The sequence below is a fragment of the Enterococcus sp. C63 genome (genome assembly GCF_040887215.1).
Classification (GTDB): domain Bacteria; phylum Bacillota; class Bacilli; order Lactobacillales; family Enterococcaceae; genus Enterococcus_B; species Enterococcus_B hirae.
The window spans coordinates 107,082-127,128 of sequence record NZ_JBFOFI010000006.1; the positions used below are offsets into that span (position 1 = coordinate 107,082).

The window sequence follows — 20,047 nt, forward strand, 5'->3', positions numbered from 1 at the left end:
GTTGAGTAAAAGCCGGTGGCGTATGAATGATTTGATTGACTTGATACCCTTTGATTGGGTGGGCTTTTTTATCGATCTTCGTTTAACTCGGATTGTAACTTAAGTGATTGAAATCAGTCGTGATATCTGAAGAATAGACGATCTCGAAGGAACAGTGTGTGTAGGTATTGATCCAGTTCATCACATAGTTTGGGATGTCTTCGGTCGCAATCATTTTTGGAATCACCGGGATTTTGGGATCTGCATATTTTTGTTCGGCTTCTTTAGTTAACTGGAAGTTGGCAAAAGCATTTAATTGCGCCACCACTTTCCCAAAAACATTACGACCTAAAGTTAATTCCGTGCTTCGGTAAGGTTTCTGGGTGTTTTGGTCGATGGCGATGAAGTAATAGTCATTTCTTAGGTTGTATATATTTGAATTGGATCTGAAAGTAAAGTCGGCTACTTTTTCATCGGGTCCTCCGATTGGTGAGCTAATAACATTTTGCAAGTAATATTGATAATCTACAAAGGAAGGGCTGGTTTTTTCAACTTTATCCGAACGTAAGATATCATTTGGTGTTACACCAGGTTCATTAAGTAAATCATCAGTTTCTAAATCAATCCCTTGAAAATTAGGATAATATTCTGGGGTTCTATCATCAATTCTACCATCTGGGATCGCATTCATGTAAGCAGCCCAAACAAGTGTGGAACAATACCAATTTTCTCTGGAAGATAAACGATTCTTATGTTGAAGAAAATCTATTGATATATGATAAGGCTTGCCTAATTGACTGCGCATAAATTGAATGGCTGCATTTTTTTGCAAAGCAGTAGCTTCCGGGACTCGTAAAATTGTTGCTTCAGTATAATCAAATCGTTGATCATCTAATACTCCATAGACCACTCCACCTGCCTTATCTGGAAGATCATCACTTTTACTAGTCGCTTCGATAGTCCGAATATATCGGAAAGTTTCTGCTTTCCCATTAATCATATGGGTTTCTTCATAAATTCCTTCGACAATCATCACATGATGAAGAAAGTAGGGAGTTGCTGGGACTTCAGCCCGATTTTTCTCAAAAATAATGTCCCCTGGTTGCACGGTATTCAATAAATCATAGGTTCCGTAAGTTGGCTTTTCTTCAAAAGTAATATTGTCTAATGAATTGCCGATATTAAAGGACCACAACGGAGCAATTTTCGCTAAACGTTCTGCTTCTGCTGGTAAATATTGGTCGTTGACGGATTGCAGATACTCTTTTAATTGGTCTTCGTCTGACAAGGTATCTTTCAAGGTGGTTTGCTGATAATAATTAGCGGTGAATTCTTCAAAGGTTTGATCAAAGGAAGCGTATTCATTTTTGAAAAAATCATAGTATTCAGTCAGTTGTTCATCAGTTGTGGTATCGCCATGGGCGTCGGTGACAGGAACAGCAAACAAAAGTGTCCATAAAAAGGTGACAATAAAAAATAATTTAAATTTCACGGGTATTCCTCCTAATTTTTATGATAAAATAATAACATATGAAAAATAATCTAGCATCTATAAACACTTGTTATTTTTGTTTTTTATTGACGTGAAATACGAAGACATAACAGCTAGAATGGAATAAATTAAAATAAGATTGTAAGCGTTGTTATTTTGTTTTTATGATAAATACAGAGTATTTTTGTTGTTTTTTTAGCTTTTATTTAGGGTTTTATAGAAGGGGGTAATAAAAAAGTGTAACCTAGTTAATGTGTATAATGATTATTTGTTATTAAATTTTAGGTTTTATTTAATTTAAGATAACATTTTTTAAACAAATAAGTTTAACCTTTTTGCTGAATCTAGATTTTGTAATCGATTATTTCTAGAAAAAATGGTAAAAGGGTAGTTTTTTTAATAAATGTTTTTTTCACAGATTATGATAATTCTATTTTACTTTGTTCATTAATATAAAAGGAGAAGATGAGAATGAAGGCTTATCTAGTTGGTTTGGTGCTATCCATGTCAGTGTCTCTTGGGTGTGTGATAGCGTTTTACATGTATTATCTTGTTCTTAAAACTTTGGTTCCGTTCTTTCTTATCATGGTGTCAGGATTGATCGGTCTATTTTTTGCTACATTTTTAAAAAATTAGTTAGGAAAATAAAAAAGGAGTGGTACAAATGCTATCGCTAGACAGTAAAACGTGTATAAAGGTTTCAAGAAATTTCTTAATCGGTAGTTTTTTCTTAATGATGTTGATGATTGTTGGTTTGCTTGGTAAAGTTAATGGATTTATTCCGTTAAGTGATCTTCCAGAAGGAAGTCTGATGATTTTCTATTATCTTAGCTGTTTGCTCAGTGGTCTCAGTTTGATTTTTTCTACAGGTACGCATTCAAAAATTTTAAAACGGACAGCGGCGATTATTCATTTTAGTAGTGTTTATTGTTTTTCTCTCTTTATTTTTGCTTTTCTTTTCCATGTACTTTTTTTAATCGTTCTTTATTTGTTCCTAGCTATCGTTTTACTGACAGCAAGCAAGCAGAAATGGCTAGCGATCACTTTCTTCGGGATACCGATGATTATTTCAATTGGCTTTTTTATCAAGCTCAATTACGAACTAATCCTTTATGGGGGGGAATGGTCATGGGACACCATTGGATACATAGTCATTCTTCATTTATCAGGTTTAAGTGGTCTGATTCTTTCAACGCAACTCGATAAGGGAAAAGCCAAGTGGATACTTTTGGGTATTAATTATTTATTTGCAACTTATTACCATATCTACATCTTTCTTCAGTGAGACGTCTTACATACATATCGAGTACTGGAAAGGGAAGTGGCTTGCTAGAATATAAAAAGGTTTTTTGTTAGAAAGGAGTAGTGTAAATGTTGCCATTATCAAGTAAGGTATGTACCAAGTTTACAGTGATTTTCTTAACCTGTAGTATTTCCTCCATTTTTTTACTAGTAGTGAGTAGGATGGCAGGGGAGCATGGATTTGCTCCATTTAGTCATTATCAAGAAGTAAGTGGCTTTTTTTTCTATTATCTTTGCTGTTTATTTAGTGGCATCAGTTTGATTTTTTCGACCGGTGTACGTTCAAAAGAGTTAAAATGGTTGATTAGAATTAGTCATTTTAGTTGTGTTTATTTCATTGGTCTATTTTGGATTGGTTTAATGATCATTCAAGGTTTCATTTTTATCCTTGCGATAATGGCCTATTTATTCGTGTCCATCCGGTTATTGAAAACAAAAAGTCAGAAACGAGTAGCAATCGTTTGCTTGGGGATACCGATGTTGTTTTCAATAGGGCTCTTTCTCAAAATCAATTACGAGCTACTAACTTCTGGAGCTAGCTGGGAATGGACTGGTTATGTGATTCTACTGAGTTTGTCTGGATTAATTGGACTCATTCTCTCAGTAAACATCAATAACGAGAACAGAAAAGTCAAATGGATACTCTTAGGGTTGAATTATATTTTTGCAATGTATTTCCATATCTACATCTTTCTTCAGTGAGACGTCTTACATACATATCGAGTACTGGAAAGGGAAGTGGCTTGCTAGAATATAAAAAGGTTTTTTGTTAGAAAGGAGTAGTGTGGATGTTGTCGCTAACAAGTAAGACCTGTACGAAGTATTCCATGATTTTCTTCGTCTGTAGCATTTTTCTAGGTACATTATTAGTAATGAGGGGCTCTGTTGGGATAATTGTGAAATCTTTTCACAATCTTTCAGAAGTAAATTTAGTGTTAATCTATTGTCTTTGCTTTTTACTCAGTGGACTTAGTTTGTTGTTTTCTACCGGAGTGTATGCCACCCCTTTAAAAAAATGGACAGCTATCGTTCATTTTGGCTGTCTTTATTGGGTTTTATATATTTTTATCGGTTTTATTGGCATTCAAAGATATGATTTAATTGCCTATTTGCTACTAACAATTTGGCTACTGAAAAAAAAGGATCAGAAACGCGAGGCGATCATTTGTTTGGGATTGCCAATGGCTTTGTCAGTCGGACTTTTTATAGAGATCAGTCTTGTGTTCATCTATTATCTTTGTTGTTTACTCAGTGGACTCAGTTTGCTTTTTTCTACTGGTGTACATTCAAAACTTTTAAAAAGATGGGCAGCTTTCATTCATTTTGCTTGTATTTTTGGAGTCGTATTTATTTTTATCGGCTTTGTTAGTATTGCAAGATTTGATTGGCTTATTGCGCTAATTGTTTATTTGCTACTATCTATCTGGTTACTGAAAACAAAAGATCAGAAACGAGTAGCGATCATTTGTTTAGGATTACCAATGATCTTGTCAGCTGGCTTTTTTATCAGGGTCCACTACAGTTACCTTACCTCTGGGGATTATTTGCGTACGCTTGGATTTTTGATTTTACTAAGTTTGTCTGGGGTGGTTGGTCTTATTCTTGCGGCGAACCTCAAGAACGAGAATAGAAAAGTCAAGTGGGTTCTCTTAGGGATCAATTATTTTTTTGCAACCTATTTCCATATCGTCGTTTGGATTTTTGGTCTATAACTATCAGGTATTTGACAAAGGCAAGTGTTTAGGAGAGATGAGTATTCTTATTAAAAATACTAAAAAATGTGTTTGAAGAATGAAAAGGAGAGAAGAAAATGATCCCATTAAAAAGTAAAACCTGTACCATCATTTCATTTGTTTTGTTAGCGTTATCTTTTAGTGTTGCTTATGTTGGCTATATCCAAACAGATGAGCTTAATTTTCTATTGTTAGTGAGGATTACGTGTTGGTTATTAGGTGGCGCTAGCCTTTTCTTTGCTACCAAGATCAAATCTAATTATCTAAAAATAGTAGTGATCCTTCTAAATTTTATCAGTCTCTATAATTGGCTGTATAGCTGGCTTGATAACTGGTTTGATATTTGGCGAAGATTTAATTGAATCGGTTTGGCATTTTTAAAAATTATTGAAGGAGAAAAGATGAAAAAAATAGTTGACCATAAAGGGCTATGTCTTGCTATGATTCTATCGATTAGTTGTTTCCTAACGCTGTACTATATTTATGATTTTTACTTAGATATCGAAGGGTTATTTTTAGAATTATTGATGATTATTCTTGGTATTACAGGAATTTACTTATCAATGAAGATCCGACAGACACGTTGGCGATGGTTCTTATTAGGGATCAATTATTTTTTTTGCTACCCATTTGCAAATACTTGTCGTTTTCAATACCTTTGTGAAATTTTTTTGGCAATGAGCGTAAAAATAAGAGCAAACGAACTTAAATGAGTAAGAACCAAGCAATGAACGGTGAGAGAAATGTTTCTATTGAAATTAGATCCAGTCTATAAAAAAGGAGCTGTGTGGATGATTTCAAAAAATAGTAAAACCTGTACGATTGTTTCGTTGGGGTTGTTAGGTAGTTGTATCGCTTTAGGTGTTGTGCCATTCGTTATAAAGGAACAAGCAGCGTGGTTGCTCTTATCCTATTATTCTTGTTGCGTGTTGAGTGGAGTCAGCTTGATTTTTTCGAGAGGTAGCCGGTCTAAGTTCTTAAGAGGATTCGTCGTGATTGTCCATTTTCTTTGTGTCCATGGACTTGCCATTTTTATCGTTTTAGGACTTTTTATTTTTGAACCCTCTGGTTGGTTAATAATTATGGTAGGATTGTGCTATTTATTTGTATCAACGATGCTATTTTTTAGTTCACAAAAAAAATGGGGAAAAATGGTTATAGTTAGTTTACCATTGCTATTTTCACTTGCCTGTTTTATTTGGGGGAATTACTTATTAGCTGGACATTTTTCTTGGGAGATAATTGGGGCGTTGATTTTACTGACTTACTTTGGCTTGATTGGACTTATTCTTTCCGCACAACTCGAGGATGGAAAAATTAAGTGGGTATTACTAGGGATCAATTACTTCTTTGCTACTTATTTTCACGTGGTTCTTTTGATTAACGAAATTTCTTGGCTATAAAGAATAAGTTAAGAGTGGGGTGTCATAGCAAAAATTTTAGTGTTAATTATTTCTTTGTCACTTGTTTTTATTTCCTTACGCTTATTTTCTTCATGTGGATAGTCTTTAACTATGAGCAATCGACTGAACAAAAGCAAATGATAGAAAGACGATTCCAATTTTCTTTTTTTAAAAGTGATTAAAAGGCTATACTGATACTTTGATAAATAAGGGATGAAATTTTCAAGAATATATCGTATAATGTAAAGCACTGAAAAGTTGCGACCTTCAACTCGTAGATGATTTCAGAAAATCTAATTGAAATGATGGTGATACCATGAAAGACAACAGCAAGACACGTGTTGTCGTTGGGATGAGTGGCGGTGTCGACTCATCTGTAACAGCACTTTTACTAAAGGAACAAGGCTACGACGTCATTGGGATCTTTATGAAAAACTGGGATGACACGGATGAAAATGGTGTATGTACAGCTACGGAAGATTATAAGGATGTAGCGAAAGTTGCTTCACAAATCGGGATTCCTTATTATTCTGTCAATTTTGAAAAAGAATATTGGGATCGTGTATTTGAATATTTCTTAGCTGAATACCGAGCAGGACGGACACCTAATCCAGATGTGATGTGTAATAAAGAAATCAAATTTAAAGCATTTTTAGATTATGCGATGGATCTAGGTGCTGAATACGTAGCGACTGGGCATTATGCGCAAGTAGTGCGTGACGAAAATGGCGTAGCACATATGCTTCGTGGTGTAGATAACAACAAAGATCAAACTTATTTCTTAAGCCAATTGTCACAAGAACAATTAGCGAAAACAATGTTCCCACTAGGTGGTATGGAAAAAACACAAGTACGTGAAATTGCGGAACGTGCAGGTTTAGCAACTGCTAAAAAGAAAGATTCCACTGGGATTTGTTTTATAGGCGAAAAGAATTTTAAACAATTTTTAAGTAATTATTTACCAGCTAAAAAAGGAAATATGGTGACACTTGATGGTGAAGTCAAAGGTCAACATGCTGGATTGATGTATTACACGATCGGTCAAAGACAAGGCCTAGGGATTGGTGGTGGCGGTGCATCACAAGAACCTTGGTTTGTAGTCGGAAAAGATCTTGCAACGAATACGTTATATGTAGGACAAGGATTTCATCATCCTGCCTTATATGCAACAAGCCTTGATGCGAGCGAAATCCATTTTACAACGAATGAACCAATGCCAAAGGAATTTAAATGTACAGCTAAATTCCGCTACCGCCAACAAGATGTGCCGGTAACGGTTCGGTTATTAGAAGGCGATCGTGCCGAAGTGATTTTTGATGAACCTGTACGGGCGATCACACCAGGTCAAGCTGTCGTCTTTTATGATGGAATGGAGTGTCTTGGTGGTGGCTTGATTGATCATGCCTACAATAAAGAAAAAGTCTTGCAATATGTGTAAATCTTGCTTGCGAACAGCTCTTTGAACAACTTTCTTTTGTTAGAAGAACAAGAAAAGAGTTAAGACAAGTTTAGTTCTGAGAAATAAGCCGAAGAATCCGAAAATAGTTTCGCCTATTTTTGGTATTCCTCGGTTTTTTTTGCTAGAGTGTCTTCTGAAATATCAGTAAGGGGTTTTTGAAGCAAAGAGTTTTCAGATTTTTGTCTAATAATTTTTTCTGAAGAAAACAGTGTCAGGCGACTTTTTCAACAGGCGGTTCTATCTATTTGAAAGCGTTATTTTTAAAAAGAGAGTATAATAAAATCGGAAACCGATCGTTTATCTCATTTACATGGCATCTAGGAGCGACGAGTGTTTCTTGGTTTGTTTGAGTATCGATGAATAGAAAGTAGTGAATCAAAAATATTGAAGAAAGCAAAAGGAGCGAAAAAGATGGAAATCACACATTTTGGACTGGAAGAATGGTTGAATAAGTGGGAAAAAGAAGCAGTATATGACCTTGCACAAAGTTCCATCGAAGCACTGACGTTAGAAGAACTGATTGGGTTAGACGGAACGACAGTTACTGATTTTTTTCAATCTTTGAGTAAAACGTCGTTGGATTATGGGTGGAGCGAGGGGACGGCAACTTTCAAAAAAGAAGTCGCTTCTTTGTATCAATCGCTTTCTTCAGAAAACATTATTCAAACCAATGGGGCGACTGGGGCGAACCTTTTGGCGCTGTATGGATTGATTGAACCAGGAGATCATGTGGTCTCCATGTTGCCAACCTATCAGCAATTGTATGACTTACCCAAATCTTTAGGTGCAACTGTTGATTTCGTACCACTCACAGAAGAAGAGGAATGGCGTTTTGATAGTGTGAAATTAGTTGATGTGATCCAACCAAATACTAAAATGATTTGTTTAAATAGTGCCAATAATCCAACAGGTACATTGTTGGATCGCCAAACATTGGAAGAAATTATCGAAATTGCCGAAAAAGTCGATGCGTATATTTTGATGGATGAGGTGTATGCCCCATTAGCAGGGGGAGATTTTGTCTCAATCGTGGATCTGTATGACAAGGGGATTACGACTAATTCATTGTCAAAGACTTATTCTGTTCCTGGTATACGCATCGGCTGGGTAGCAGCGAATCAAGAAATCATTGAGCGTTTAAGAAAATACCATACCTATTTAGTACTTAGCGGTGGTGTTTTGTCAGATGCATTAGCGGTTCACGCACTGAGGAATAAAGAAAAGATCCTTGCACGAAATAAAAAAATCGTTTCGGATAATTTGGCCATCGTTGAAAAATGGCTGGCTGATGAACCAAATGTCCAATTAGTGTTACCGAATCATGTATCAACGTCATTCATTCGCTTGAACATAACAGAAGATGATGAGCAATTTTGTATTGATCTTCTGAGAGAAACTGGTGTCTTACTGGTCCCTGGTAGTGCCTATGGGGTGCCTCAGCATGCGCGCTTAGGGTATTGTTGTAAGAAAGAAACATTAGAAAAAGGGTTAGCGTTACTTTCAGAATATCTAAAAGAACGTGGAAATAACAAAGCTTGAGAAATTGAAGAGATCTCCAAACGTTAGATTTTTTGGTCTATCTTTTGGAGGTCTCTTTAATTTAAGGTGTGTTTTTATCAATTTTGTTAGGAATAAAATAATTATTTTGGATATTGCCAAACACGCTCTTTTTTATTTTTTGTTCTTCAAATTTTTTATAATATAAGTGATAGAGAGGACTACTAAAATAATAACTAAAAATGTAAAAATAAGTCTAAAAGATAACACAAGTTTTATAATTAAATTCCCCATTTTAATTATTCTCCTTTTTATAAAAAGCTTTATTTTACTACAAGAGAGCGTTTTTTTGTATATTTTTTAATAAGTGTTATTATAACCTTGTGGAAAATAATATCATATACTATAGGAGGAATGCAAATGTTTTTTAGGAAGATGGTTGGATTAGGAATATTAAGTGTTACAGCTTTAACATGTTTTAATGGTGTTACTAATGTTCATGCTTCAGATATAATTTCATCACAAGCCAATGAACCATTAGAATTAAGTCTTGATAATGTTTATAATTTGGAACAAAAAACTTCAAGAATAAGCAAATATGTGTTTGAAACAAAAAATTATACTAATAACAGAACGACAAGCACATTTGAAAAGATTCAGGTAGATTTTACGGATGCAGTATTTTATGATGAAGAGGGAAGTATAGTCAATAAAAATAGTGTAATAGAAAATATCGCAAAGGATATTGAAGACTCTCAAAATACAAATCAAAAACGTAGTACTTGGAGAGAAGGTGGAAGTTGGACTAGCGGATCTGGGTATTCTATTTGTAAAGGGACAGCTATCCATGGATTTTCATTTGGGTTTGAATTAGTTTTTAAAGCTGATTATACAAGTGTGCAAGGTGGATATGATCAAATTGATAGAATCTATGGTGTAAACTTTGCTGGTTTTGGCTCTTGGTCTCCGATTTCTAGTGGGATATTTAGAAAAAAAGAACAAGCAGGTTATTCAGCATATGGTGGAGTAAAAGGTGCCTTGTCTAGCAATGGGCTCACTAAGTCAATGTACCTTTATCTTCGAGTAGGTAATGATACTGCTTGGATTGACAGTAATATGTAAAATGATCATTCATTTATAACTTAGAAAATATAAAATTTATGAGTGTGGAACAATAATCCTTTCTCAAAAAGAAGATAAGTCTAATTTTGATTTATAACATCAAAATTAGACTTATCTTTCCTATTATTGACACCTTGTCCTTTATTTTCCAAATTTTATCAATCTAAATCGATATCAATCGTTGCTCCTTGTTTCCAAATGTAAATAAAAGCAATGGAACGCCAATTGAGCTTTTGGGGGCCTCTTCAATCTGGAATATGACGATAGTTCTTGTTTATCCAGATTGACTATTAGTAAGCAATCAATGTCCATGAGGTTGTGTGTGTTTGTCTGAAGAAAGGACAGGTGTATCGGATGTTTCTGATGAGTCAACAAGCTCATTGTCATGGATTTCTTGTGTGTTACGACGTACTAGTAAGAAGTTCACTAAAACAAGTAAAGAAGTGGAAAGAAAGACTCCTCGGTAACCAAACACGCTTGAAACGCTCGAACCAATCATTGGACCAACGACATTCCCAGTTGCTTGGAAGGATTGATTGTAGCTAAAAATCCGACCGGCGGCGTGATGTGGGGAATATTTGGTGATCAAAGCTTGGACAGCTGGAAGCAAACAAGCATCTGAAATACCGATCAAAAAACGCAACGCAGCCAGTTCCCAGACATTCGTCACAAAGGCCATTGGGATATAAACTAAAATTGCAAATCCTAAGCCAATGGCTAAAATACGTTCACTCCCGATTTTATCGCCTAAGCGACCAAAACGAGGAGCGGCGATCAATGTGGCAATTCCTGGGATCGAAGCAATGATCCCACTAATCAGCGTGACACTGCCATGTCCATTTAGTAATTGACGAATATATAAACTAATGATTGGGCTAATAGAATTATTCGAAGCTTGAATAATCATTGTTGTGACGAACATACCAATCACGACATGGGGATATTTCAATTCTTTGAATATTTGTTTGGCAGAAGCCATATTTTCCTTTTTAATAGGTACAAATGTTTCATGAACAAAGAAAAGACTTAATAAAAAGACGAAAAATAAAATGATTCCTGTGATGAAGAAAGTTGGACGATAACCAAATGCTGAGGCTGAAATCCCCCCAAGTAAAGGACCAAGCAACGTTCCTGTGACGGAACCAGTAGCCAATGTTCCTAGGACTTGACCACTTTTTTCTTTCGGCGTACCAGTAGCGACAAGGGCAGTAGCATTACTGATGTAACCAGAAAAGATCCCTTGTAACAACCGAAGTGCAACGAGTTGATACACACTGGTCACACAACCCATCAAGGCAATAACGACAGCCATCCCTAAGGAAGCACGCAAGAGCATCAATTTTCTGCCTTTCTGATCGGCTAATTTGCCCCACCAAGGAGAAATCAATGTGGTGACGAAGAACGTAGAAGAAAAGGTCAACCCACTCCAAAAATTCAATTGCGACGTACTATAGTTACCTAACGTATCTATGTATAGTGACATAAACGGCATAACTAAGCTAAACCCAATTCCTGCCATAAAAGTCCCAAACCATAAGACAAATAAGTTTTGTTCCCAAGTTTCTCTTTTCCTAAATAATTTTTCTTTGATGCGTGTGGTCACTGTTATGTCCTTCTTTCTGAAAATTTTCATTTACATTCGCTTATTATAAACTACAATGTGTAGTTTATCAATGGAAGCCTCTTTTTTAAGTTCGTTTTTCATGGTAAACTAAAGTTGTTAAGTAGTTAACATACGAGAGGAACAACGAAATGAAAAAAAGAAATCTATCTCAAGAAAAAATCATCGCTTGCTTTCGTGGACTAGCGGAAGAGATGGATGTTCAACAAGTCACTTTTCAACACCTGGCTAAGGCGCTAGACGTCAAGTCTCCTTCCCTCTATAATCATTTTAAAAATATGCGTGATGTAAAGACCGCATTAACTGCAAAATTATTACAAGAGTTAAACGATGCGTTGCGTCGTTCTTTGGTTGGAAAAAGCGGAGCAGAGGCGCTGCGTGTCTATGCACAAGTCTATCAGTCTTTTGCTTTTGCGAACCAGGCCGTTTACGAGTTGTTGATCAGTGTCCCTCACACCAACGAGGAGATTTTGTTAGAAGGAATCTATGAAACGAACCAGATCATTCTACAATTATTTGATGCCTTTGACTTGACCCGAAAAGAAAAAACGCATCGCAGCAGAGAATTGCGAAGTATCATCCATGGCTATTTGTCTTTACGATTTTTAGGTTATTTCACAAAGGAAGCAACTGTGTCTCCTGAAGAGAGTTATTCTTGGATGATCAATGACTTTATTGCCACTTTACCAAGTAAATAAGTAGTACGTTTCTTTAAAATAGACAAATTCATAAAATGTCCCTTTTATAAGAGAAATTTCTTGCAACTTTCTTGAAAAGTGTCTAAGATGAGTCTAGTAAAATCGTAGAGAAGGAGCACGAGTATGTATCAAGTAGTGACAATGTTCGGAGATAATGAGCCTTGGTGGTTCTTTGAGAATTGGGAAGAGGATATCGAAGTAGAAGAAACATTTGATTCTTTTGAAGAAGCACAGGTTAATTATGAACAAAAATGGCTTGCAATCAAAAATAAATACGAATATATCCATGCAAAAAGCAACTTTCTAAGTGCCTTCTGGAATGACGGAGACGAGCGCTGGTGTGAAGAATGTGATGATGATCTTCAACAATATAAAGGGTTAGCCTTATTGAAAAATCATCAGCCAATCACTTTAGAAAGCAGAAAGGAATTTTATGAAACAACTAATTCTAGCGGAAAAACCAAGCGTTGCGAAAGACCTAAGCAAGGTGCTTGGTGCTAATCAAAAACACAAAAATTATTACGAAGGACCCAAGGTGATCGTTACTTGGGCCCTTGGTCATTTGTTAGGGCTGAAAATGCCTGAAGACCTCAATAAAGAATGGCAAAGTTGGCAAATGGAAACGTTGCCGATGATTCCTAAAAATTTAGGAATCAAACCACTGCCTAAAACAGGTCACCAATTAAAAACAATCAAGCAATTGGCGCAACGTAAAGATGTGTCAGAGGCTGTGATCGCTACGGATGCCGGAAGAGAAGGGGAATTGGTTGCTCGGTGGATCTTGGAATATGTCAGCTTCAATAAACCAGTGAAACGTCTTTGGATTTCTTCCCAAACAGATAAAGCAATCAAGACAGGATTCAAACAATTGAAGCCCGCAAAAGACTATGATGCACTTTACTATTCGGCGCTAGCTAGAGCAAAGGCTGACTGGTTAGTAGGATTGAACGTGACACGGGCGCTGACTGTGAAGTATCAAGATAATCTATCTGCTGGTCGAGTTCAAACTCCAACACTCGCATTGGTTAGAACACAAGAACGGAAAATTGAGACATTTAGACCACAAACCTATTTTTCAATTTTATTAGATGTGCAAAAACAACAAGCAAAGATGGTTCAAAAAAATCAATTCGCATTGAAATCTCATGAAGAAGCTCAATCATTAGTGAAAGAGTTAGCTAAAAATAAAGGGACTGTGACAGCCATCCAAGAAAAAGTAAAAGTGGAGCCGGCACCATTACCTTATGATCTAACGGAGATCCAGCGAGAAGCAAACCAACGTTATGGCTACTCTGCTAAAAAAACTTTGGGACTGGTCCAAAGTTTATATGAAACGCATAAAATCGTGACGTACCCTCGTACAGATAGCAAATATCTGACGAGTGATATGAAAAGTACGATGAAAGAGCGTTTACAGGCGGTCAGCGATTTTTCTCCAGAAGTGAAACCGTATTTAAAAAATGGGGCAGTTGTTCGACAAACAAAAGTCTTCCAAGACAGTAAAGTCACTGATCACCATGCGTTATTACCAACTGAAAATCGTCCACGCTATGAGAAACTTAGCAACGAAGAACAAAAAATCTATCAAATGATTGTTACTCGATTCTTAGGATTATTCGCTGAACCACACAAAATCAGTCAAACAAAAGTGACTGTGACATTTGGCAAAGAACAATTTGTGTTCCATCAAAATCAAGTCCTTCAAGCTGGCTGGAAAGATGTCAGTCAAAAGGAGAGCAATGAAGTGGACTGGGTGGAGGGAATGCGTATCCAACCAGAATTTACGATCAAGAAAGAACTATCGGCACCGCCTAAGCCTTTGACAGAGGCGAGTTTACTAGGACTTATGGAAAAACATAGTTTAGGAACACCGGCAACTCGTGCTGAAATCATTGAAAAGTTGATCAAATCGGAATTGATGGAACGAACACCGCAAGGCTTGCAAGTCTCACCAAAAGGAAAGCAATTATTGGAATTAGTCAATCCTTCCTTAGTGACCCCTGATTTAACAGAAAGCTGGGAGAAAGACTTAGAAGCAATTGCAGCGGGGCAAAAACAAGCTAGCCAATTTTTAAGGGGCATTGAAAAAGAAACAAAACGATTGGTACAAGAAATCAAAACAAGTAAACAATCTTACCAAGATTTCTCGATCACACAGAAAAAATGTCCAGACTGCGGTTCCAATCTTAGAGAAAAAAATACTCGAGATGGCAAAATCTATGTCTGCACGAATCAAGATTGTCATTACCGTAGAAGAAAAGATCCAAAAGTCTCGAACCACCGTTGTCCGCAATGTCATCGGAAAATGGAGATCATCGAAGGCAAAAATGGCGCTTATTTCCGTTGTAAATATGATGGGACGACCGAAAAAATGTTAGATAAAAAAGAACAAAAGAAAAAAATGACGAAGCACGAAGAACGTCGTTTATTGAAAAAGTACACGCAAGCAGAAGAATCGGAAGAAAGCCCGCTTGCTGCAGCTTTAAAAGCTGCAATGAAGAAGTAATGTGTCATTCGGTGAAAATCAGTAATGGTTTTTGAGACCACTATTGTATGTTAAAAATGGTGATTGGTTTCAAGTGATTGCTGTTTATGTAACATGGTTTAGAGTGTGAAAGAAGCTTAGTCTGAGACATAAGTCATGAGGTTCCTCTTATAAATTGTTGTTTTTACGTACAATTTTTAGGAGGAACCTCATTTTTTGTATGTTGGGCTTTTTATCACAAATAGCCGTGCTTATAAATCTTCGTAGATAGGTGGATGTTCAAGATATTCTAAAATCTTGATGAAATCTAAAAACGATAAGATCAATGTTGTCGTGTTGACATTTGGATGAAATCCTACGGTAGAGGTTTGATCAATGGCTGAGTCAATGACTACTTGAATCGCTTTTTCTTGATCATGCATCAACGCAAAAGGTGTAACAGTACCGGGAGCTACCCCTAATAAATCAAGGAGCTGTTCTTCTGAAAGAAAAGACAAACGCTTCTCATTCAGCTGTTCTGCAAGTTGTTTCAAATTTGCCTGCTTTTCATCAGGTAAGATAACAAGATAGATCTGTTTCCCTTTTTTTGCTTTTAACACGAGATTCTTCACTTGAGGTCCTGGTAGTGTAAAAGGCAGATTTTTGACAGAAGTAATCGGTGGATGATCCACCTTTTGATAGGGAATGTCTAGTAAATCAAGTAATTGATAGGCTTCTTTTTCAGTAGCCAAAACCATCGATTGATCGCTTCCTTTCTTTTTCTTTCATTCATTATAAAAAAATAATTGACAAAAGAAAAATAATCGTGTAAATTACACGTAAGTTAAAATCAATGACATCGAAAAGAAGAGTAGCGATTAAATGTTTGAAGAGAGTCTCTGGCAGGTGGAAAGAGATAGCAGTTAATGGTGAAACACATCTTGGAGTCGATTTTCTGAAATACAGTAGGAAAATCCGGGAAGCCCGTTACAGCTGCGGTCATTGTTCGATGACCAGATAAGGTTAGTTTCCGTGAGGGACTAACAAAAAAAGGTGGAACCACGTAATTTACGTCCTTTGGTCATTTGACCGAAGGACGTTTTTTTTATTTTCGTGTGAAGTAAATGTCCAACAACAATTACTTTTGTTTTATCTCATTTTCTGGAATGACTGCGTGAGGTTTCTTTTGTGAAAAAGAAACAAACAGAGGTGGGAACACGTGTGATGCGTCCTCTTGACGAGAGTCAAGGGGATTTTTTTATTTAAAAGGAGGAAGAAAGAAATGAATTATTTGCTGGAAGTCATGCCACAACTATTAGTAGGGGCTCTTACAACGTTGAAATTATTTATTTTTACCTTGATTGGTTCATTGCCATTAGGGATCATTTTAGCATTAGGGTTGTCTTTACATTTTAAACCAATTCGTTATATCTTGCAGACCTATGTCTGGGTCATGCGTGGTACACCGTTATTACTACAATTGATTTTTGTATTTTATGGATTGCCAACGATCGGGATCGTCTTTGACCGTTTTGAAGCAGCATTATTGGCTTTTGTTTTAAATTATGCCGCTTATTTTGCTGAGATTTTTCGCGGGGGGATTCAATCGATTCCCCAAGGACAATATGAAGCTGCGCAAGTGTTACAGTTGAGTCCTTTTCAAACCGTCACAAAAATCATTATCCCACAAGTGACAAAAATCGTTTTACCATCGGTTGGGAACGAAGTGATTAACTTAGTGAAAGACTCTTCATTGATCTATATCTTAGGACTAGGAGACGTTATGCGAGCAGGGAAGATTGCGATGGAACGTGATGCAACATTGCTACCATTACTAGGTGTGGCTTTCATCTATCTAGCACTAACCGGTATCTTAACGATCATCATGAAACAAGTAGAAGGAAAATTAAACTATTATCGCTAGGAGGAATGGACATGATTGAATTAAAGAAAGTAAGTAAAGCATTTGGAGAAAAGAAAGTAATCAACGCGTTAGATCTAGTCATTCCAGATGGTCAAACCATGGCGATCGTCGGTCCTTCTGGTGGAGGGAAAACGACACTTTTGAGAATCTTAGCAGGATTGGAAAAAGCAGACAGTGGGGAATTTTATCTGGATGGTGTAGCCTTTGACCCATTTGAATTGAAAACGAAAGAGCAAGTCGTAGGTGTTGTTTTCCAAGATTTTCAACTGTTCCCACACTTAAGTATTTTCGACAATATCACTTTAGCGCCTAAAATGGTGTTGAAGCAATCGAAAGAAACGTATACGAAAAAAGCACAGGAATTAGCCGATTCACTTGGGATCAGTGATTTACTCAACAATTATCCTTATCAGTTATCTGGCGGTCAAAAACAACGGGTAGCGATCGCACGTGCCTTGGCAATGAATCCTCGAGTTCTTGCTTATGATGAACCGACAAGTGCCTTAGACCCTGAGCTGCGACAACAAGTAGAAAACTTGATCGTCTCATTGAAGGCAGAAGGTGTGACACAAATCATCGTAACCCATGATTTGGTGTTTGCGGAAAATGTGGGAGATCAACTCGTGAAGGTCATCCCAAACAAGTAAGAAGGAGGGACACTTGATGAAAAAAATCAGTTTGCTACTTGCGATAGTTGCAGGGATCGTCTTTCTTTCTGGTTGTAGGAATGAAAAGACAGATAAAGACAATTGGTCAACGATTCAATCAGAAAAAAAGATCATCATCGGGTTAGATGACACCTTTGTACCGATGGGGTTTCGTGATAAAGAAGGAAAACTAACAGGTTTTGATATTGACCTTGCTAGAGCAGTTTTTAGAGAATATGACATCAAAGTCGTTTTCCAACCCATTGACTGGTCCATGAAAGAGTTTGAATTGAATAATGGGACGATTGATCTCATTTGGAATGGGTATACTAAAACAGCTGAAAGAGCAAAAAAAGTCCAATTTTCAAAACCTTATATGCAAAACGAACAAGTCCTGATCACTACGAAAAAATCAGGGATCACCAGCTTTGCTCAAATGAAGGACAAAATCCTAGGAGCTCAAAATGGTTCTTCTGGTTATGATGCCTTTATCAAACAACCAAAAATATTAAAAGATATTGTAAAAAATCAGGATGCTGTTTTATATGATAGCTTTAATGAAGCATTGATCGATTTGAAGAGTGGACGGATCGATGGGTTATTGATGGATAAAGTATATGCTGGTTATTACTTGAAGCAAAAAAATGAGTTGGATCAGTTCAATATGATCAAAGGGGATTATCAAAGCGAAGATTTTGTCGTGGGTGCCCGAAAGAAAGACAAGGAATTAGTGAAGAAAATCAATGAAGGGATTGCGGAATTAGAAAAAACAGGAGAATTCCAACAAATCTCAGACAAATGGTTTGGTGAAGACGTGACACCCGTTCAGAAGTAAACAGGCAATCTAACATCATTGAGTGTCTCTTAGTTCACACGATAAAACCTATGAAATTAACCTGCGCCAAATGAATAAGCAAGAATTTTTGAAACACATATTTTAAAAAATTCTTGCTTATTTTTTGTCTGAAAAATTCCAATGATCATAAAATTGTTCAATGATTGATTTCTCCTTTTGTATTGAAAGGGGTTTCGTGTTATCCTTTTTTAGTAAGGATTGAAGCAAGAAAGGAAGAGATTGATGGAACACCAAAAATTAACTGAATTTCCCCAAGACTTTCTTTGGGGATCAGCCTCAGCGGCTTATCAAGTTGAAGGAGCCTGGCAAGAAGACGGCAAAGGAGAATCGGTCTGGGATCGTTTTGTCCGTATTCCAGGGAAAACTTTTAAAGGAACAAACGGCGATCTAGCGGTTGATCACTATCATCGCTTTAAAGAAGATATTGCTTTAATGAAAGAACAAGGATTGAAAGCGTATCGTTTTTCAGTTGCTTGGACTCGCATTTTTCCTAATGGTCGTGGGGAAATCAATCAAACAGGGTTAGCTTTTTATGAAGAGCTGATCGATGAGTTGATTGAAAACGGGATTGAACCAATGTTGACATTGTATCATTGGGATCTTCCACAAGCCTTGCAAGATGAGTATGCAGGTTGGGAATCACGCCAAATCATTGAAGATTTCACTAATTATGCTGAAACATTATTTAATGCTTTTCGAGGAAAAGTCCATTATTGGATCAGCTTGAATGAACAAAATATTTTTACTTCACTAGGCTATTTATTAGCTGCTCATCCACCAGGTGTTACTGATCCGAAACGGATGTATCAAGTGAACCATATTGCTAACTTAGCAAATGCAGCAGTGATCAATAAGTTTCATGAATTAGGAATGCCAGGTAAAATCGGTCCAAGTTTTGCTTACACACCTAATTATCCGATCAACAGCGATCCTAAAAATATTTTAGCTGCAGAAAATGCGGAAGATTTGATGGCTCATTACTGGATGGATGTCTACATGTGGGGCAAGTACCCGATCGCCGCTATGAAATTTTTAGAAGAACGTGGCTGGGCACCTGAAATGGTTGAAGGAGACGCAGAACTGCTTGAATCTGCTAAACCAGACTTCTTGGGGATCAACTATTATCAAACAGCGACTAATGCCTTTAATCCGTTGGATGGTGTAGGAGCTGGCAAAATGAATACCACTGGGAAAAAAGGATCTTCTGAAGAAACAGGCGTCCCAGGGATGTACAAAAAAGTCGACAATCCTTTCGTTGAACGTACGAATTGGGATTGGGAGATCGACCCAGAAGGATTGAGAATCGCTTTAAGAAGGATTACGAGTCGCTACCGGATGCCTGTATTGATTACTGAAAATGGTTTAGGGGAATACGATGAATTGACAGAGGATAAAAAGATCCATGATGAGTATCGTATCGCTTACCTTTCAAGTCATGTCAAAGCGATTAAAGAAGCGATCTCAGATGGTGCTGAAGTCCTTGGCTATTGTACGTGGTCTTACACTGATCTGTTAAGTTGGTTGAATGGCTACCAAAAACGCTATGGATTTGTTTATGTCGATCAAGATGAAACTCAAGCAGGATCATTGGATCGCTACAAGAAAGATAGTTACTATTGGTACCAACAAGTGATCAAAGAAAATGGCTCAACGATCTGACCTTTTTGATAGTAAACGTTCAGGGAAATAAAGCGTGATCGCTTTTATCTAAAAATAGAAGCAGTGAGGATAAAACTTTCCAGCTTCATTGAGTTCACTGAATGAACCAAATGAATTGAATGAACCGAAATTCCCAAAAACTTTCTTGATTTTTGTGGAATTTCGGTTTTTTTATCATAGTTTCTCGCTAG

19 protein-coding genes and 1 other annotated feature are annotated in these 20,047 nt (G+C 36.7%); of the genes, 16 read left to right on the forward strand and 3 right to left on the reverse strand.

Annotated elements, in window-relative coordinates; genetic code table 11:
- Positions 1-82: 82 nt before the first annotated feature.
- Positions 83-1,471 carry a YiiX/YebB-like N1pC/P60 family cysteine hydrolase gene (locus AB3H90_RS10075; protein ID WP_368016665.1) on the reverse strand — a complete coding sequence of 463 codons (1,389 nt, stop codon included), beginning with the start codon at positions 1,469-1,471 and terminating at the stop codon, positions 83-85.
- A gap of 664 nt (positions 1,472-2,135) precedes the next feature.
- Here AB3H90_RS10075 and AB3H90_RS10080 point away from each other — a divergent pair.
- The 9 genes from AB3H90_RS10080 to AB3H90_RS10120 all read left to right on the forward strand — a co-directional run bounded on the left by AB3H90_RS10080 (position 2,136) and on the right by AB3H90_RS10120 (position 9,987).
- Entirely contained in the window at positions 2,136-2,756 is a 621-nt protein-coding gene (locus tag AB3H90_RS10080) for a hypothetical protein (protein ID WP_368016666.1), read from the forward strand.
- A gap of 179 nt (positions 2,757-2,935) precedes the next feature.
- On the forward strand, positions 2,936-3,475 hold the full coding sequence (locus AB3H90_RS10085; RefSeq protein ID WP_306173524.1) for a hypothetical protein: 540 nt from the start codon (positions 2,936-2,938) through the stop codon (positions 3,473-3,475).
- Between the two features lie 230 nt (positions 3,476-3,705).
- Entirely contained in the window at positions 3,706-4,485 is a 780-nt protein-coding gene (locus AB3H90_RS10090; RefSeq protein ID WP_080292488.1) for a hypothetical protein, read from the forward strand.
- A gap of 98 nt (positions 4,486-4,583) precedes the next feature.
- Positions 4,584-4,868 carry a hypothetical protein gene (locus tag AB3H90_RS10095; protein WP_010720808.1) on the forward strand — a complete coding sequence of 95 codons (285 nt, stop codon included), beginning with the start codon at positions 4,584-4,586 and terminating at the stop codon, positions 4,866-4,868.
- A gap of 39 nt (positions 4,869-4,907) precedes the next feature.
- On the forward strand, positions 4,908-5,219 hold the full coding sequence (locus AB3H90_RS10100) for a hypothetical protein (protein WP_240273605.1): 312 nt from the start codon (positions 4,908-4,910) through the stop codon (positions 5,217-5,219).
- A 78-nt stretch (positions 5,220-5,297) separates the two neighbouring features.
- Positions 5,298-5,909 carry a hypothetical protein gene (locus AB3H90_RS10105; RefSeq protein ID WP_368016667.1) on the forward strand — a complete coding sequence of 204 codons (612 nt, stop codon included), beginning with the start codon at positions 5,298-5,300 and terminating at the stop codon, positions 5,907-5,909.
- Positions 5,910-6,225: 316 nt separating this feature from the next.
- Positions 6,226-7,347: a tRNA 2-thiouridine(34) synthase MnmA gene (gene mnmA, locus AB3H90_RS10110; protein ID WP_010720804.1), complete on the forward strand. Its 1,122-nt coding sequence runs from the start codon at positions 6,226-6,228 to the stop codon at positions 7,345-7,347.
- Positions 7,348-7,779: 432 nt separating this feature from the next.
- Positions 7,780-8,907, forward strand: a complete 1,128-nt coding sequence (locus AB3H90_RS10115; RefSeq protein ID WP_094940990.1) for an aminotransferase — start codon at positions 7,780-7,782, stop codon at positions 8,905-8,907.
- A 378-nt stretch (positions 8,908-9,285) separates the two neighbouring features.
- Positions 9,286-9,987: a hypothetical protein gene (locus AB3H90_RS10120; RefSeq protein ID WP_368016668.1), complete on the forward strand. Its 702-nt coding sequence runs from the start codon at positions 9,286-9,288 to the stop codon at positions 9,985-9,987.
- 301 nt (positions 9,988-10,288) lie between these two features.
- On the opposite strand, the gene AB3H90_RS10125 is transcribed toward AB3H90_RS10120, so the two are convergent.
- Positions 10,289-11,590 carry a multidrug efflux MFS transporter gene (locus AB3H90_RS10125; protein ID WP_010737145.1) on the reverse strand — a complete coding sequence of 434 codons (1,302 nt, stop codon included), beginning with the start codon at positions 11,588-11,590 and terminating at the stop codon, positions 10,289-10,291.
- Positions 11,591-11,739: 149 nt separating this feature from the next.
- Here AB3H90_RS10125 and AB3H90_RS10130 point away from each other — a divergent pair, with 149 nt between their 5' ends.
- From AB3H90_RS10130 to AB3H90_RS10140, 3 genes are all read left to right on the forward strand, one after another.
- On the forward strand, positions 11,740-12,306 hold the full coding sequence (locus tag AB3H90_RS10130) for a TetR/AcrR family transcriptional regulator (RefSeq protein WP_034700638.1): 567 nt from the start codon (positions 11,740-11,742) through the stop codon (positions 12,304-12,306).
- A gap of 123 nt (positions 12,307-12,429) precedes the next feature.
- Positions 12,430-12,807, forward strand: coding sequence for a DUF1033 family protein (locus tag AB3H90_RS10135; RefSeq protein WP_010720800.1), 378 nt, complete (start codon positions 12,430-12,432; stop codon positions 12,805-12,807).
- Positions 12,740-14,812 (forward strand): DNA topoisomerase III, encoded by a 2,073-nt coding sequence (locus AB3H90_RS10140; protein WP_368016669.1) that lies wholly within the window; start codon positions 12,740-12,742, stop codon positions 14,810-14,812. The genes AB3H90_RS10135 and AB3H90_RS10140 overlap by 68 nt, the downstream gene beginning before the upstream one ends.
- Before the next feature lie 230 nt (positions 14,813-15,042).
- Here AB3H90_RS10140 and AB3H90_RS10145 read toward each other — a convergent pair whose 3' ends face one another.
- Positions 15,043-15,528 (reverse strand): prolyl-tRNA synthetase associated domain-containing protein, encoded by a 486-nt coding sequence (locus tag AB3H90_RS10145; protein ID WP_010720798.1) that lies wholly within the window; start codon positions 15,526-15,528, stop codon positions 15,043-15,045.
- 92 nt (positions 15,529-15,620) lie between these two features.
- Positions 15,621-15,851 (forward strand) — a binding site (T-box leader).
- A 201-nt stretch (positions 15,852-16,052) separates the two neighbouring features.
- Between AB3H90_RS10145 and AB3H90_RS10150 the strand changes: the two genes are divergently transcribed.
- From AB3H90_RS10150 to AB3H90_RS10165, 4 genes are all read left to right on the forward strand, one after another.
- Positions 16,053-16,694: an amino acid ABC transporter permease gene (locus AB3H90_RS10150; RefSeq protein ID WP_010720797.1), complete on the forward strand. Its 642-nt coding sequence runs from the start codon at positions 16,053-16,055 to the stop codon at positions 16,692-16,694.
- An 11-nt stretch (positions 16,695-16,705) separates the two neighbouring features.
- On the forward strand, positions 16,706-17,341 hold the full coding sequence (locus tag AB3H90_RS10155; protein ID WP_010720796.1) for an amino acid ABC transporter ATP-binding protein: 636 nt from the start codon (positions 16,706-16,708) through the stop codon (positions 17,339-17,341).
- A gap of 16 nt (positions 17,342-17,357) precedes the next feature.
- Entirely contained in the window at positions 17,358-18,176 is an 819-nt protein-coding gene (locus tag AB3H90_RS10160) for an amino acid ABC transporter substrate-binding protein (protein WP_010720795.1), read from the forward strand.
- A gap of 243 nt (positions 18,177-18,419) precedes the next feature.
- Positions 18,420-19,856: a glycoside hydrolase family 1 protein gene (locus tag AB3H90_RS10165; protein WP_368016670.1), complete on the forward strand. Its 1,437-nt coding sequence runs from the start codon at positions 18,420-18,422 to the stop codon at positions 19,854-19,856.
- Positions 19,857-20,047 lie beyond the last annotated feature (191 nt).